The organism is Kitasatospora sp. NBC_00039 (assembly GCF_045160625.1).
Classification (GTDB): Bacteria; Actinomycetota; Actinomycetes; order Streptomycetales; family Streptomycetaceae; genus Kitasatospora.
This window is the reverse complement of the sequence record NZ_CP108289.1, coordinates 3,356,111-3,370,771: the sequence shown is the minus strand read 5'-3', so window position 1 is coordinate 3,370,771 and position 14,661 is coordinate 3,356,111. Positions and strand designations below refer to the sequence as shown.

Sequence of the window (14,661 nt, the reverse complement as noted above, 5' to 3'; positions counted from 1 at the left end):
GGGCCCGCCGGGCGCACCGGAATACGGTGGGCGCATGACCCAGCTCCCCTCCGCAGTGTCCGTCCGCGAGAGCGGTACCGGAACACCCCTCGTGCTGTTGCACGCCTTCCCGCTCAACGCCTCGATGTGGTCCGCCCAACTGGATGCCCTGCCCGGAACCACCGGCCACGAGGCCCGGGTGCTCGCCCCCGACCAGCGCGGCTTCGGGGGCACCGAGCTGGGCACGGACGAGCCCTCGCTGGACGCGGTCGCGGACGACGTCGCCCTGCTGCTGGACGCGGCCGGGATCGAGCGGGTGGTGCTCGGCGGCCTCTCGATGGGCGGGTACGTCGCGCTGGCCTTCGCCCGCCGCCACCCGCACCGGCTGGCCGGGCTGCTGCTGGCCAACACCAAGGCCACCGCCGACACCGACGCCGCCCGGGCCAACCGGGAGCGGATCGCCGCCGCGGTGCTGGCCCGCGACAGCGTCCAGCTGCTGCTGGACGAGAACGTGGCGGCCGGCCAGCTCGGGCCGGACTCCGGGCACCTGGTCGACCGGGTGCAGGGGATGATCGCCGCGGCGCCGCCGGCGGCGGTCGCCTGGGCGCAGCGGGCGATGGCGGCCCGGCCGGAGACCCTGGACGTGCTCGCCGGGGTGCGGGTACCGGTCGCCGTGGTGGCGGGGGCGGAGGACGGCCTGATGCCGCTCTCCGAGGCCGAGCTGATGGCGCGGGCACGTCCGGACGCGGAGCTGACCGTGCTCCCGCGGGTGGGCCATCTGAGCGCCCTGGAGGCGCCGGAGCAGTTCGACGCCGTCGTCCGCCGGCTGCTGGAGCGGGTGGCCGGATGAGCGAGCGGAGTGCGGAGCCGGGCAGCTGGGACTTCTCGGCGCTGGAGGTCACCGGCCGGATGCCCGTCACCAACCGGGGCGAGGGCCTGGTCGAGCTGACGCTGGAGCCGCTCGGCGAGGACTACTGGCTGCGGCCGGGGGAGACCTTCATCGTCACCTCGTACGGGGACTACGGCCCCGGCCACCCCTTCGAGGTGCAGTACTGGCCGGACTCGGTGTCGGTCTGGTGCACCTCGTGGTTCGGCACCGTCTCGGACGACGACGGCAACCAGCTGAGCTGCGGCCACCAGCGGCCGGACGGGGCCTACCCGCGGTGAGGGTGCGCGGATCGGGAGGCCGGCGCTCCGGCCTCCCGGTCCGCCGCCGCGGCGGCCCCGCGGCCCGGCCGGACAGCACGACGGGCCGCCACCCCGGAGGGTGAGGGCCCGTCGTGCTGCGGCGTCAGCGCGACTGCTGGGCGGGCACGCCCATGGTGTCGTCGTTCGGCAGCGACGCGGCGGCCACGGCCGCGCCGGTCAGCGTCGCCAGCATCTCGCGGACGTTGGTCAGCTGGGCGTTGATGCTGTCGCGGCGGTTGGTGAGCGCCGCCAGCTCGCGCTCGGATTCGCTGCGGATCCGGTCGGCCTTGGCGTTGGCGTCCGCCACGATGTCCTCGGACTGGCGCTGGGCCGTCTCGACGGTCTGGCGGGCCCGGCGCTCGGCGTCGGTCCGCAGCTTCTCGGCCTCCAGGCGCAGCTGCTCGGCCCGGTGCTCGATCTCGGCCAGGCGCTTCTCGGCCTTGGCCTGACGGGCGGCCAGGTCGCGCTCGGACTGCTCACGGCGCTTGGCGAGGTTGGTCTCGAACTCCAGCGCGGCCTGGGCGGCCTTGGTGCGGGTCTCCTCGAAGAGGGCGTCCGCCTCCTCGCGCTTGTTCTGGGCGTCCTTGTTGGCTTCGGCGCGCAGCTGGGCGCTGTCGCTCTTGGCCTTGTCGACGATCCGCAGACCCTCGTCCTCGGCCTTGGCCTTGCGGTCCTTGGCGTAGTTCTCGGCCTCGGTGCGGACCTGCTGGGCGGCGGCCTCGGCGAGCTCGCGGTGCTGCTCGGCGGCGCGGTGCGCCTCGTCGCGCAGGTCCTTGGCCTCCTCCTCGGCCAGCCGCAGGATCTTCTCGACGCGGGCGCCGAGACCGGCGTAGGAGGGCTCCGCCTCGGTGACCGCCGCCTGGGCGGTCTGGGTCTCGAGGTGGAGCTCCTCGATGCGCTTCTCCAGCGCGCCGATCCGGGTCAAGGCACTGTCACGGTCGGCCACCAGCTTGGTGATCCGCTCGTCGACCTGGGCGCGCTCGTACCCACGGCGCACCAGGTCGAAGCCGTGAGGGGAGTGACTGTCGCTCATGGGGTTCTGGGCTTCCTGTCGTCAAACCGCTGAGGTGGTTGAGGGAATCCTGACACGGTACCGGAGTGTCTACGGCGAAACGCCGTTGTCTCGCGGACAATGTCCGCTCAATCGGGTGGTGCACTCTTGGAGCGATTGCCACCCGACCGGGGGGCGCCGACTCCGGCACCGGCCTTGGCACCCCCGTCCTTCTTGGTGCTGCTTCCCCCGTTGGTCTGGGCGACCGGTGACGGTGCCTCGAACGCCTCCAGCGCGGACAGCACGTCCTGGACCCTGGAGATCTCGGTGTTGATGTCCTTGCGGCGGCGCACCAGTTCGTCCAGCTCGCGCCGGCCCTCGTCGGTGATCCGCTTCGCCTCGGCCCGCGCCTCGGTGAGCAGCCGCTCGGACTCCGCCTTGGCCAGCTCGATCTGCTCGTCCGCGGACTCGTCGGCGGTCCGCACCCGCTTCTCCGCCTCGGCCGACGCCGATTCGAGCCGCTGCTCCGCCTCGTCCTGGGCGGACTTCAGCTTGGCCTCGGCCTTGACGATCAGGGCCTCGGCGCGGTCGGTCGAGTCGGCGAGCTTGGTCTCGGCTTCCTTGAGCAGGCCCTCCGCCTTGCGGACGGCCGAGATCCGGACCTTGCTGGCCTCGGCGGACGCCTCCGAGGTCAGCTCGTTGGCGCGGTCCTCGGCGGCTGCGACCAGCGCCGCCGCCCGCTCCTCGGCCTCGGTGACGGCGGCCACCGCCTGCTCCTCGGCCTCGGTCAGCTGCTCCTGGGCGGCCGTCACCAGCGCGTCCACCCGCTCCCCGGCCGACTTCATGGCCTGCGCGTTCTCCTTGCGGGCGCGCTCGTGCAGGGCCTCCACCTCGGCGTCGGTGCGCTCGCGCAGCTCCTCGGCGCGCTCGCGGATCGCGGTGGCGTCCCGGCGGGCCTCGGAGAGCAGCGCGTCGGCGTCGGCCCGGCCCTTCTCGACCTCGGCCTGACCGGCGGCCTCGCCGGCGGCGACCAGCCGGTCGGCCTCCTTGCGGGCGGCCGCGACCATCGCGTCCGCCTGCTCCTCGGCGGCGGCGGTGGTGGCCAGCGCGGTGGTCTGGGCGTCCTCGCCGAGCGCCTCGGCGTCCGCGAAGGCCTTCTCCAGCACCGACTTGGCGTGCTCGCGGGTGGCCTTGTCGAACTGCTCGGCGGCCTCGCGGGTGTCGGCGTCGAAGGCGTCGGCGCGGGCGTGGGTCGCCGCGTCGTACTCGTCCGCGAGGCTGCGGGTGGCCAGCGCGTACTCCTCGGCCTCGGCCCGCAGCGAGGCGGCGAACTCCTCGGCCTCGGCGACCGTGGCGGCGGCCTGCGCGTCGGCGGCGGCCACCGTCCGGGCGGCCTGGGCCTCGGCGTCGGCGCGCTGCTGCTCGGCGACCTCCTGGGCGGTCCGCAGCTCGGCCTCGGCGTCAGCCCGCAGCTGCTCGTCGTAGGCCTGCGCCTCGGCGCGCCGGCGGCCCAGCTCGGCCTCGGCGGCCTCGCGTTCGGCGGCCAGCTCCAGCTCGGTCTGCTCGCGCAGGGCTGCGGTCTCGGCGGCGGTCCGGGCCCGCAGGTCGGCGGTCTCCCGGTCCGCGAGGGCCCGCTGCTCGGCGGTCTCGCGGTCGGCGCTCTCGTGCAGCTCGGCGACGGCGCGGTCGGTCCGCTCGCGCAGCTCGGTCGTCTCCCGCTCGGCCAGCGCCCGCAGTTCGGCGCTCTCGCGGGCGGCGGTGTCGCGCAGCTCGGCGGCGGCCTGCCCGGCTTCCCGGCGGAGCTCGGCGGCCTCGGCCTCGGCGGTGGCCCGCAGCTCGGCGATCTGCTGGGAGGCGGCCTCGTGCATCCCGGCCACCGACTGGCGGACCTCGGCGGCCTCGTCCTCGGCGACGGAGACCAGCGTGGCGCCCTCGGCCTTGGCGGCGGCGACCAGCACCTCGCCGTCGACGCGGGCCTGCTCCAGCACCTCCTGCGCCTCGGCGCGGACGGAGTCGGCGGTGGCGCGGGCCTCGGACAGCTCCCGGCCGGCCTCGGCCCGGACGGTCTCGGCCTGCTCGGAGGCCAGGGTGAGGTCGGCCTCGGCCCGCTCGCGCAGCTCCTCGGCGGCCGCCTCGGCCTCGGCCAGCCGCTGCTCGGCGGCGGTCCGGGCGCTCTCCAGTGCCTCCTCGGCCTCGGCGCGCAGGCGGGAGGTCTCGGCGGTGGTGTGCTCGGTGAGCTCGGCGGCGGTCTGCTCGGCCTCGGCCCGGACGCGGTCGGCGTGCGCCTCGGCGGCCTGCCGGAGGGCGGCCGTGTCGGCGGCGGTCCGTTCGGTGAGCTCGGCGGCGGCCCGGTCGGCCTGTTCGCGGGCGGCCCGGGCGGCGGACAGCTGCTCGGCGGTCTCCTCGCGCTCGCGGTGCAGCTCGGCGGCGGCCTCCTCGCGCTCGCGCCGGCTCTCCTCCCGCAGCGCGTCGGCGGCGGCCTCGGCCTCGGCCCGGGAGCGGGCCACCTCGGTGTCGGTCTCGGTCCGCAGCCGCTCGGCGTCGGCGACCGCGGCGTCCCGGACGGCGTCGGCCTCGGCCTGCGCGTCGGCCCGCAGCGCCTCCGCGGCGGAGGTCGCCCCGGTGCGCACCTGCTGGTCGAACTCGCTTGCCTCGCGGCGCAGTTCGGCCGTCTCCCGCTCGGCGGCGGCACGGTTCTCGGCGGCCGCGGCCTTGGCGGCGGCGAGCGCGTCCTGACCCTGCTGCTCGGCGGCGGCGATGGTCTTCTCGGCCTCGGCGCGGGCCCGGCCCAGAGTCTGCTCGGCGCGGCCCTGGGTCTCGGTGGCCTGCTCCTTGGCGTGCTCGCGCAGCCGCTCGATCTCGGCGGCCGCGCCCCGGCGCAGCTCGTCGGCGTCGGCCTTGGCCTTGGTGAGCAGCTCCTCGGCGTTCTTCGCCGACTCCTCGATCTGGACGACGGCCTGACGGCGGGCCTCGCCGCGGACCCGGTCGGCCTCGGCGGCGGCCTGGGCCCGCAGCTCCTCCGCCTCGGCCCGCAGCCGGGCGGCCTCGTCCTGCATCTCCCGGATCCGCTCGCGGACGGCGGCGGCGTCGTCCATGGCGGCGTTCTGGGCCTGCTCGACGGCGGCCTGGGCCTGCTCGCGCAGCCGCTGCGCCTCGGCGGCGGCCTCGGTGCGGATCCGCTCGGCCTCCGTGGACGCGCCGGTCCGGGCGGCCTCGGCGTCCTGGTTGGCCCGGGCGAGCATCTCCTCGGCCGTCTTGGCGGCCTTGGCGAGGTGGACGGTGGCGTCCTTGGCACCGGCCGCGCGGCCGGCCTCCTCGGCCTCACTGCGCAGCTGTGCGGCGGTGGCCTCGGCCTGCGCCCGCAGTTCGGCGACGTCGCGCTCGGCCTGCGCCCGCATCTCGGCGATGGCGGCCTCGGCCTCGGCGCGCAGCTGGCCGGCCACCGACTCGGCGGTGGCGCGCAGTCGCTCGCTCTCCTCGGCGGCGGCGGCCTTGGCGGCATCCGCCTCGGCCTGCTTGGTGGCGGCCTCGGCCTTGACGGCCTCGGCCTCCTTGGTGGCCTGGGCGACCATCCGGGCCACCTCGGCCCGGGCGGTCTGCGAGCGCTGCTCGCTGGCGGCCTCGCCGTCGGCGACCTTGCGCTCGGCGGCGGCCTCGGCGTCGGCCTGGAGCTGCTCGGCGGCGGCCTCGGCCTGGGCACGCAGCTCGGCGGACTCCCGACGGGTGCGCTCGGCCTCGGCGATCGCCTCGGCACGCAGCCGCTCTATCTCGGCCTGGGCGTGGGCGAGCGCCTCCTGGGCGCGCTGCTGCTCGGCGGCGGCGTGCTCCTTGAGCCGGCCGATCTCGGCCTGCGCGGCGGCGAGCTGCTGTTCGGCGGCGACGTGCGCGGCGGCCAGCTGCTGCTGGGCCTCGCCGCGGGCGGCGTCGACGTCGGCAGCGGCCTGGGCGCCGGCCTGCTGGGCCTGCTCGGAGGCGGCGCGCAGCAGGCGCTCGGCGTCGCTCTGCGCGCGCTGGAGGGCGGCCTCGGCGGCGGCCTGGGCCTCCCCGCGGGCGGCGTCGACGTCGGCGGCGGTCTGCGCGCGGGCCTGGTCGGACAGCGCAGCGGCCTCGGCGCGGGCGCCGGCCATCAGCCGGTCGGCCTCGGCGCGGGCCTCCTGGAGGAGGCGCTGGGCCTCCTGCTCGGTGCCGGCCCGGGTCTGTTCGGCCCAGTTGACGTTCTCGTTGACATGCTGCTCGGCGCTGCGCCGCAGCTCGGCGAGCTCGTCCTCCAGCTGGCGGCGGCGCGCGGCGAGCTCGGCCTCCAGGCGGGCGGTGCGCTCGGCGGCCTCGGCCATCAGGCGCTGGGTGGCCGCCTGGGAGTCGCGCAGGTGCCGCTCGGCGTCGGCGCGCAGCTGCTGGGCCTGCATCTCCGCGGTGCGGAGCATCTGCTCGGCCTGGCCCGAGACGGCGTCGAAGGCGCGCGGCTGGGCGAGCATGCGACGGGACTCGTGCAGCTTTGCCCGAAGCACCTCCACCTGATAGGCGAGGTCTTCGGCATGCTCGGCCGTCTTGTCCCGCTCCTTCCGAGTCCGATCCATCTCGGCCTCGAACTGGGAGAGGTGATCGTCAGCCTCGTAGCGGTCGTAGCCCCGCACTCCGCGGTCCCATCCATCTCCTGGTCGCGTCCTCGACCCGGCCGTTCCGGGGCACCCGCTGTCCGGGGCCCTGGTCCGACTGGTCCTTGCATCCGCAGCCGGTGGACGACCCCTTGTTCAGCTGGGGGCGTCCGCCACGGTCGTCGAAGCCCTGGCCGATGGGAGCGCGGTGGTTCCGCGTTCCCCCGTCCGGGTGGACTTCTGGGCGAACTCTTGCCTGTGGAGAATGGTGACAGATCCGAACTGCGACTGTTCAGCCGTGCCCGCGTAATGGACTCCCCTGCGACGGGCCGACCACCGGGGGGCGGACGGGCCTGTCATCGGCCGTGCCCGTCGTCCCCGTCCCCCGGAGTCTTCGCGCACCTGGGCATTGTAGTGGGAGCGCCCTGCGGGGGAATGGCCGCGTGGGGGTTTTCCGGGCAGAGGGCGACATTACTGACGGGTCACCAGTGGGTGCCGCCCGTCGGCGGCACCCGCCGGCGGCTCAGTGGGCCTCGTGATCGGCCGGCTCGGCGGAGGTCACGAGCTCGGTCAGCACGCCGCCGCAGTCCTTCGGGTGGAGGAAGGTGATCCGCGATCCCATGGAGCCGATCCGCGGCTGCTCGTAGAGGACGCGGACGCCCTTGGCGCGGATCTCCTCGGCGTCGCCGTCCACGTCGGCGGTGCCGAAGGCGATGTGGTGGACGCCCTCGCCGTTCTTCTCCAGCCACTTGGCGACGGTGGAGTCGGGCCGGGTGGGCTCCAGCAACTGGAGGTAGGAGGCGCCGCCGTCGCCGGTGTCGTTGATCTTGAGCATGGCCTCGCGCACCCCCTGCTCCTCGTTGACCTCGCTGTGGAACACCTCGAAGCCGTAGGTGGCGCGGTAGAACTCGACCGTCTTGTCGAGGTCGCGGCAGGCGATGCCGATGTGGTCGATGCGGGTCAGCACAGTGGCCTCCGGGTCTGGACGGGCAACGGGACGGCAACAGTGCAGCGCATGCGGCCGGAGCGCGCCAGCGATGGCGGTGCGAGCCTGCTCACACGGCCGCCGCGCCCGGACGGTCACGGCGCGGTTCACCCGGACCGGGTTGACACGGTGTTGACTGGACAGTGCCAGTGCGCTCGATCACACCGTCGCTCCGGTGACGGGCGGGTTACAGGTCAGTACATTGAGCGGCATCCTCACCTGGCCACGACGTGCGAAGGGGCTCGTCCCATGACCAACACCACCTCTGTGATCGTTGCCGGTGCGCGGACCCCGATGGGTCGCTTGCTCGGTTCGCTCAAGGGATTCTCCGGCGCCGACCTCGGCGGCTTCGCGATCAAGGCCGCCGTGGAGCGGGCCGGCATCACGGGTGACCAGGTCCAGTACGTGATCATGGGCCAGGTGCTGCAGGCCGGCGCGGGCCAGATCCCTGCCCGCCAGGCCGCCGTGAAGGCCGGCATCCCGATGAACGTCCCGGCACTCACCATCAACAAGGTGTGCCTCTCCGGCCTGGACGCCATCGCGCTGGCCGACCAGCTGATCCGCGCCGGCGAGTTCGACATCGTGGTGGCCGGCGGCCAGGAGTCCATGACCAACGCCCCGCACCTGCTGCCGAAGTCCCGCGAGGGCTACAAGTACGGCGCGGTCGAGCTGCTGGACGCGATGGCGTACGACGGTCTGACCGACGCCTACGAGAACATCCCGATGGGCGAGTCCACCGAGAAGCACAACGCCCGCCTGGGCATCCCGCGCGAGGCCCAGGACGAGATCGCCGCCGCCTCCCACCAGCGCGCCGCCAAGGCGCAGCAGAACGGCGTCTTCGAGGCCGAGATCGTCCCGGTCGAGATCCCGCAGCGCAGGGGCGAGCCGGTCGTCTTCAGCCAGGACGAGGGCATCCGCGCGGACACCACCGTCGAGGGCCTGGCCAAGCTGCGCCCGGCCTTCACCAAGGACGGCACGATCACCGCCGGTACCTCCTCGCAGATCTCCGACGGCGCCGCCGCGGTGGTCGTGATGAGCAAGGCCAAGGCCGAGGAGCTGGGCCTGACCTGGATCGCCGAGATCGGCGCGCACGGCAACGTCGCGGGCCCGGACAACTCGCTGCAGTCGCAGCCGTCCAACGCGATCAAGCACGCGCTGGCCAAGGAGGGTCTGGAGGTCGCCGACCTCGACCTGATCGAGATCAACGAGGCGTTCGCGGCCGTCGCCTACCAGTCCGGCAAGGACCTGGGCGTCTCCTCCGACATCGTCAACGTGAACGGCGGCGCGATCGCGCTCGGCCACCCGATCGGGATGTCCGGCGCCCGCGTGGTGCTGCACCTGGCGCTGGAGCTCCAGCGGCGCGGCGGCGGCGTCGGTGCGGCCGCGCTCTGCGGCGGCGGCGGCCAGGGCGACGCGCTGATCGTCAGGGTTCCGAAGGCCTGATCGTCCGACATATCTTCGGGGCTGCGGACCGCCACAAGCGGTCCGCGGCCCCGATCCACAAGGAGATCCCGATGATCGATGTCGCGACGCTGGTCGAGCAGGCCCGGCAGGGCCGTCCGCGTGCCGTCGCCCGGCTGATCTCGCTGGTCGAGAACGCCGCCCCGCAGCTGCGCGAGGCGATGGCGGCGCTCGCGCCGTACACCGGCCGGGCCTACACCGTCGGGCTGACCGGGTCCCCGGGTGTGGGCAAGTCGACCTCCACCTCCGCGCTGGTCTCGGCCTACCGCCGGCTCGGCAAGCGGGTCGGTGTGCTGGCCGTCGACCCGTCCTCGCCGTTCTCCGGCGGTGCGCTGCTCGGCGACCGGGTCCGGATGCAGGACCACGCCACCGACCCGGAGGTCTTCATCCGCTCGATGGCCACCCGCGGACACCTGGGCGGCCTCTCCTGGGCGGCCCCGCAGGCGCTGCGGGTGCTCGACGCGGCCGGCTGTGACGTGATCCTGGTCGAGACCGTCGGCGTCGGCCAGTCCGAGGTGGAGGTCGCCGCCCAGGCGGACACCACGGTGGTGCTGCTCGCCCCCGGGATGGGCGACGGCATCCAGGCCGCCAAGGCCGGGATCCTGGAGATCGGCGACGTCTTCGTGGTCAACAAGGCCGACCGGGACGGCGCCGACGCCACCGCCCGGGAGCTGAACCACATGCTCGGCCTCGGGGAGGCCCGTGAGGCGGGGGACTGGCGCCCGCCGATCGTGAAGACCGTCGCGGCCCGCGGCGAGGGCGTGGACGAGGTGGTCGAGGCGCTGGAGAAGCACCGAGCCTGGCTGGAGGAGCACGGCGAGCTGGCCGCGCGCCGCCGCCGCCGTGCCGCGGACGAGGTCGAGGCGATCGCGCTGGCCGCGCTGCGGTCCCGGATCGGCGACCTGCACGGTGACCGTCACCTGGCGACGCTGGCCGAGCGGGTGGTGGCCGGCGAGCTGGACCCGTACGGGGCCGCCGACGAGCTGGTCGCCGGGCTCACCCGGGGCTGAACGCGACGAGAGGGCCGGTCCCCGTACCCGACGGGGGCCGGCCCTCTCCGCGCGTTCGGGGCAGGTCTGCGGTCACGGCCCGCTCAGGAGCGGCCGCGCAGCCCGCGCAGGTGTTCGGCGACGGGGGCCAGCGCCTCGTACATCGCGTCGAGCTGCTCGGGCGTGAAGCGGTCGATGAAGTGTGCCCGGACGCTGCGCACGTGGTCCGGGGCGACCTTCTGCATGGTCGCCCAGCCCTGCTCGGTGAGGTGGGCGTAGAGCCCGCGCCGGTCGCCCGGACACTCCTGCCGCAGGACCAGCCCGGCCGTCTCCATCCGCGTGATCTGGTGCGAGAGCCGGCTCTTGGACTGGAGGGTGGCGGTGGCCAGGTCGGTCATCCGCATCCGCCGCTCGGGAGCCTCCGAGAGGACGACCAGGATCTCGTAGTCGTTGATCGCGAGGTTGTGCGGCTGGAGCTCACGGCCGAGCTGGTAGTCCAGTAGCTTGGCGACCTCCAGGTGGGCACGCCACAGCCGCTGCTCCCGGGCGGTCAGCCAGGGAGTCTCCTCCTCCGGGCCCGAGGGGGAGACGTCCGCGGCGTCGACTGTGTGCGTATCCATGCGGACAGCATACCGTATTTAGTTAAATCTTGTACAAGTTCAGAGCCCGAAGCGCCGTCCGAGGTCGCCCAGGTTACCGAGCCCCGGCACGTTGACGTTGGGCAGCTGGCTGCCGTGGCCGGACGCGTGCTGCGACGGCACCCCGCCCATCGGCACGCCCGCCTCGGCGTGCACCTGGCCCACCGCGCGCTCGGCCATCAGCACCTCGGTCGACTGCAGCAGCACCTGGCCGGCGCCGATGAACTCGAACTGGTGCTCCTCGCCGGACGCCCCGCCCAGCCCGGTCAGCCGGCGGATGCCGCCGATCACCCCGTGCATGTAGTCGTGGTCGTAGTGGTGGCACGGCGCGGGGCAGTCCGCCCAGCCGACCAGAGCCTGCGGGTCTACCCGGATCGGCGGCTCGACGAAGTGCACCGGGCCGTTGGAGGCCGCCACGAACTTGCCGCTGCCGATCAGGGTGAGGAACCCGGGGATGATCGACTGCTTGAGCCGCAGCGTCGGCTCGTACGCCAGCAGGTTGCCCGAGCGGACCGTCAGGTTCCCCTCCTCCAGGTCGTAGGAGTTGAGGTCGAAGGCCCGGTCGGCCAGCAGCAGCTTGCCCCGGCCCTCGGCGACCACCCAGTCCGCCGCGTGCATCGGCGAGTTGAAGTGCTGGCCGAGCATCCGGTCGATCGCGCCGGCGCCGACGCCCTTGAAGGAGATGTCGCCGTAGTAGGCGATCATCTTGCCCTTCTGCAGGAAGTACGACCCGTTCAGGTCCACCGAGAAGGCGTACGGGTTGACGTTGTCGTTGACCGGCAGGCTGTGCGCGTCGTGCACGACCGGGCCGGAGCCGTCCTGCGCCTTGGGCAGCGGGGCCTGGGCGCCGCCGAACTGCTCCTGGGCGTACTGCTGCGGCGGCTGCTGCGCGGGGTAGCCCTGCTGGGGGTAGCCCTGCGGAGGCGGGGGCGGGTAGCCCTGGCCGGGCTGCTGGCCGTAGCCGGGCGGCGGCGGGGCGGCCGGGAAGCCGGGCTGGGTGGGCTGGTTGTACGGCGACGGCTGGCCGTACGGCTGCTGCTGGCCGTACGGGTCGTTCGGCTGCCCGTAGGGGGGCTGCGGCGGGTAGGACATCAGAGCTTCTCCTCGCTCGCCTGCACGAACACGGTGCCGTTGCCGGACAGCTCCAGCTGGAAGGCCTCGCCGGAGCCGCGTCCGATCATGTCGCGCCAACCCAGCGCGGTGGACAGCTTGTTCTGGACCTGGCCGCGGTGCGCGACATAGGCCTGGGGGTCGACGTGCACCGGCTGGTGCGGGGTGATCGGCAGCTCGAAGACGCCGCCGTGCGCCATCACCGCCACCGCGCCGTGGCCGTCCAGCTTGGTGGTGAACAGGCCCTGGCCGGTCACCTGGCCGCGGACCATGCCCATCACGCCGCCCTGCGAGCCCATGAACATGGTGGACTGCTGCAGCGAGCCCTCGAAGGCCAGCAGCCGGTCCGCCTCGACGTACAGGGTGTCGCCGGCCAGCTCGATCACATGCACGTGGTGGCCGCCGTGGCCGAACATCACGGTGCCCTGGCCCTCGACGGTCATCAGCGGGGTGTCCTCGTTGGCCACCCGCCGGCCGATCATCGACATGACGCCGCCCTGCCCGCCGGTGATGTTCGGCGTGAACCGGACCTCGCCGGTGTACGCGAGCATTGCACCGCGCTGGCTGAACAGCCGCTGGCCGGGGACGACCCGGGCCTCGATCATCTTGTTGTTGATCCTGGTGAACGGCATCAGACGTCGCCCCCGACGGTCAGCTTCTCGGACGGCTGCACGTACACCAGGCCCTCGCCGGTGAACTCCACCTGGACGGCCTCGCCACCGCCCTCGCCGATGAACGTGCTCCAGCCGGCGCCGGACTTCAGGCTGCGGTTCAGGTTGCCGGTGTGCGCCACGTACGCCCCCGGGTCCACCCGCAGCGGCATGCCCTGGGTGACCCGCAGGATGATCGCCGGCCCCTTGGAGGTGACGGCGGCCCAGCCGCTGCCCTCGACCTTGGTGGTGAACAGGCCGTTGCCGGAGGAGATGCCGTTCAGGCCGGTGAAGGTGGTGCCGGTCCGCAGCGTGCCCTCGGTGCAGAGCAGGTTGTCGGACTCGACGTAGAGCGTCTCGCCGTTCAACCGGACGAGGTTGATCTCGGTGGCCTTGTCGGCGAAGTAGCAGGTGCCCTGCCCCTTCACCTCCATGACCGTCATCTGCTCGCCGGTCAGCCGGCGGGTGACCATGCCACGCAGGCCGTCACCGCCACCGCTGAGTTTCTTGAAGCTCATCTGGCCGCTGTACGCGACCATCGAGCCGTTTCTGGCTTTCACGCCGTCGCCCGTCAAGTCGACGGCGAGCGTCTTGGACCCCTGGAGTCGAAACTGTGCCACGGGCGCAATGTAGCCGTATCGGGCGCGCGACGGGGAGGGGGCGTCGGCGTTCTGGTACCGGTCTGCGACAAATGCCCGGATCAGACCCGGGTCTGCGCGCCCTGCGGGACGGCGCCCGCGGCCTGCTCCACCTCCAGCAGCGAGGCCGAGTGGCGCTCGGCCTCGAAGGCCACCACGCCGCCGCGCAGCCCGAAGAGGCGCTTGGAGAGCAGGATCCAGAGCACCGCGACGATGTTCAGCACCAGCGTGCAGATCTTCAGGGCGCTGACGTGCTCGGTCAGCTCGTACACCTCCAGCGGGAGGAAGGCCGCGGTGGCCACCACCGTGAGGTACTCGGCCCAGCGCCGGCCCAGCCAGAGCCCGTACGCCTCGACGATCTCGATCAGCGCGTAGACCAGGAGTGCGCCCGCGACGATCAGCAGGGTGCTGTGCTTGTAGTCGAAGGTCTTGCGGATGGTGTCGGCGATCGGGGAGTGCTCGAGGTCCCAGTGGAAGTGCTCGGTCACGGGCCGGAACACCGTCAGGTTCTCGTCGAAGACCCGGCGCACGGCGTCCTGGCTGTTGGAGAACTTCCAGACGCCCCAGGCCACCACGACGATCAGCAGCCCGCGCAGCAGCCGCTCGACGGCCAGGAAGCGGAGGATGAAGACGTCCCGCAGGGCCTTGCCGCGCGGCACCAGCGGTGCCTCGTCGGCCGGTCCGGATCCGTGCGGGGCGCCGAGCGAGAAGTCGCCGCAGCGCAGGCAGCGCCAGGCGTCACCGAGCGAGGTCGCGGCGTGCAGCCGGCGGTTCAGCTCGGGCTCGGTCGGCGCGTAGGTGACGTGCCCGCGCCGGGCGCAGGTCCTTCGGTCCCAGTCCAGCTTGAACATCGGTGGTACCCCCGTGGTGCTGCGATGCGGACGGCGTCCGGATCGCCGGGCGCGGCAGCAGGATAGAGGTGGTGGCCGGCCCGGCGCCGCGACCGGGGGCGATCTGCTGCACGGCTGTGACATCCGGCACGGGGGCGCACCCCGGCCGCGGGCCCGGGCATGTGCTCGGTGATAATGGCGGGGATGCTTGTGAGCCGGTTCACAAGCGATCTCCGACTCCGCTATGAGGTACCCCATCGTGAACAGCAGCGCCGTCCACCGCCTGCGCCTGGTCTCCGGCCCCGAGGGCCTCTCCTTCCTCCTGCTCCTGGTCTGCTCGGTGCTCAAGCGCACCACCAGCTTCGACGCCGTCCCGGTGATGGGCATGGTCCACGGGATCCTGTTCATTCTCTACGTGGTCTTCTGGATCATGGCCTGGCAGGCGCAGAAGTGGGACGTGAAGCGCGGCGTCCTGCTCTTCGTCCTCTCGGTGCTGCCCACCGGCGGGTTCTTCGCCGAGCGCATCCTGAAGAAGGAGGAGCTCGGCGGAGCGGCGCCGGCCCGCGAGCCCGCCGCGGCCTGAGCCGCACGCCGTCAACGGCCGACA

The 14,661-nt window shown here is 73.5% G+C and carries 13 protein-coding genes; 5 read left to right on the top strand and 8 right to left on the bottom strand.

Features of this window, described 5'->3' with window-relative positions:
- Positions 1-34: 34 nt before the first annotated feature.
- Complete coding sequence (locus OG286_RS14830; RefSeq protein ID WP_405361377.1) at positions 35-829, top strand: alpha/beta fold hydrolase; 795 nt, start codon at positions 35-37, stop codon at positions 827-829.
- On the top strand, positions 826-1,146 hold the full coding sequence (locus OG286_RS14825; RefSeq protein WP_396320862.1) for a hypothetical protein: 321 nt from the start codon (positions 826-828) through the stop codon (positions 1,144-1,146). The genes OG286_RS14830 and OG286_RS14825 overlap by 4 nt, the downstream gene beginning before the upstream one ends.
- Positions 1,147-1,270: 124 nt before the next feature.
- Here the strand turns inward: OG286_RS14825 and OG286_RS14820 are convergent, their stop codons facing one another.
- The 3 genes from OG286_RS14820 to mce all read right to left on the bottom strand — a co-directional run bounded on the left by OG286_RS14820 (position 1,271) and on the right by mce (position 7,720).
- Positions 1,271-2,200 carry a cellulose-binding protein gene (locus tag OG286_RS14820; RefSeq protein ID WP_396320863.1) on the bottom strand — a complete coding sequence of 310 codons (930 nt, stop codon included), beginning with the start codon at positions 2,198-2,200 and terminating at the stop codon, positions 1,271-1,273.
- A 107-nt stretch (positions 2,201-2,307) separates the two neighbouring features.
- Positions 2,308-6,792, bottom strand: a complete 4,485-nt coding sequence (locus OG286_RS14815) for a hypothetical protein (protein ID WP_396320864.1) — start codon at positions 6,790-6,792, stop codon at positions 2,308-2,310.
- Positions 6,793-7,276: 484 nt separating this feature from the next.
- The gene (gene mce / locus OG286_RS14810) at positions 7,277-7,720 is read right to left on the bottom strand and encodes a methylmalonyl-CoA epimerase (RefSeq protein WP_396320865.1); all 444 of its coding nucleotides are present in this window, start codon (positions 7,718-7,720) and stop codon (positions 7,277-7,279) included.
- 267 nt (positions 7,721-7,987) lie between these two features.
- On the opposite strand from mce, the gene OG286_RS14805 reads away from it, so the two are divergent.
- Positions 7,988-9,181 (top strand): acetyl-CoA C-acetyltransferase, encoded by a 1,194-nt coding sequence (locus OG286_RS14805; protein WP_396320866.1) that lies wholly within the window; start codon positions 7,988-7,990, stop codon positions 9,179-9,181.
- A 71-nt stretch (positions 9,182-9,252) separates the two neighbouring features.
- Positions 9,253-10,209 (top strand): methylmalonyl Co-A mutase-associated GTPase MeaB, encoded by a 957-nt coding sequence (gene meaB / locus OG286_RS14800; protein ID WP_396320867.1) that lies wholly within the window; start codon positions 9,253-9,255, stop codon positions 10,207-10,209.
- Between the two features lie 83 nt (positions 10,210-10,292).
- Here the strand turns inward: meaB and OG286_RS14795 are convergent, their stop codons facing one another.
- The 5 genes from OG286_RS14795 to OG286_RS14775 form a co-directional block, all read right to left on the bottom strand.
- Entirely contained in the window at positions 10,293-10,808 is a 516-nt protein-coding gene (locus tag OG286_RS14795) for a MarR family winged helix-turn-helix transcriptional regulator (RefSeq protein ID WP_396320869.1), read from the bottom strand.
- A 39-nt stretch (positions 10,809-10,847) separates the two neighbouring features.
- Positions 10,848-11,660, bottom strand: a complete 813-nt coding sequence (locus tag OG286_RS14790; protein ID WP_396320961.1) for an AIM24 family protein — start codon at positions 11,658-11,660, stop codon at positions 10,848-10,850.
- Positions 11,661-11,917: 257 nt separating this feature from the next.
- The gene (locus OG286_RS14785; protein ID WP_396320870.1) at positions 11,918-12,568 is read right to left on the bottom strand and encodes an AIM24 family protein; all 651 of its coding nucleotides are present in this window, start codon (positions 12,566-12,568) and stop codon (positions 11,918-11,920) included.
- Complete coding sequence (locus tag OG286_RS14780; RefSeq protein WP_396320871.1) at positions 12,568-13,206, bottom strand: AIM24 family protein; 639 nt, start codon at positions 13,204-13,206, stop codon at positions 12,568-12,570. The genes OG286_RS14785 and OG286_RS14780 overlap by 1 nt, the downstream gene beginning before the upstream one ends.
- An 80-nt stretch (positions 13,207-13,286) precedes the next feature.
- A complete protein-coding gene (locus OG286_RS14775; RefSeq protein ID WP_396320872.1) occupies positions 13,287-14,075 on the bottom strand; it encodes a DUF2127 domain-containing protein in 789 nt (262 codons plus the stop codon).
- Between the two features lie 223 nt (positions 14,076-14,298).
- Here OG286_RS14775 and OG286_RS14770 point away from each other — a divergent pair, with 223 nt between their 5' ends.
- Positions 14,299-14,637, top strand: coding sequence for a DUF3817 domain-containing protein (locus OG286_RS14770; RefSeq protein WP_396320873.1), 339 nt, complete (start codon positions 14,299-14,301; stop codon positions 14,635-14,637).
- The last annotated feature ends 24 nt before the right edge of the window (positions 14,638-14,661 follow it).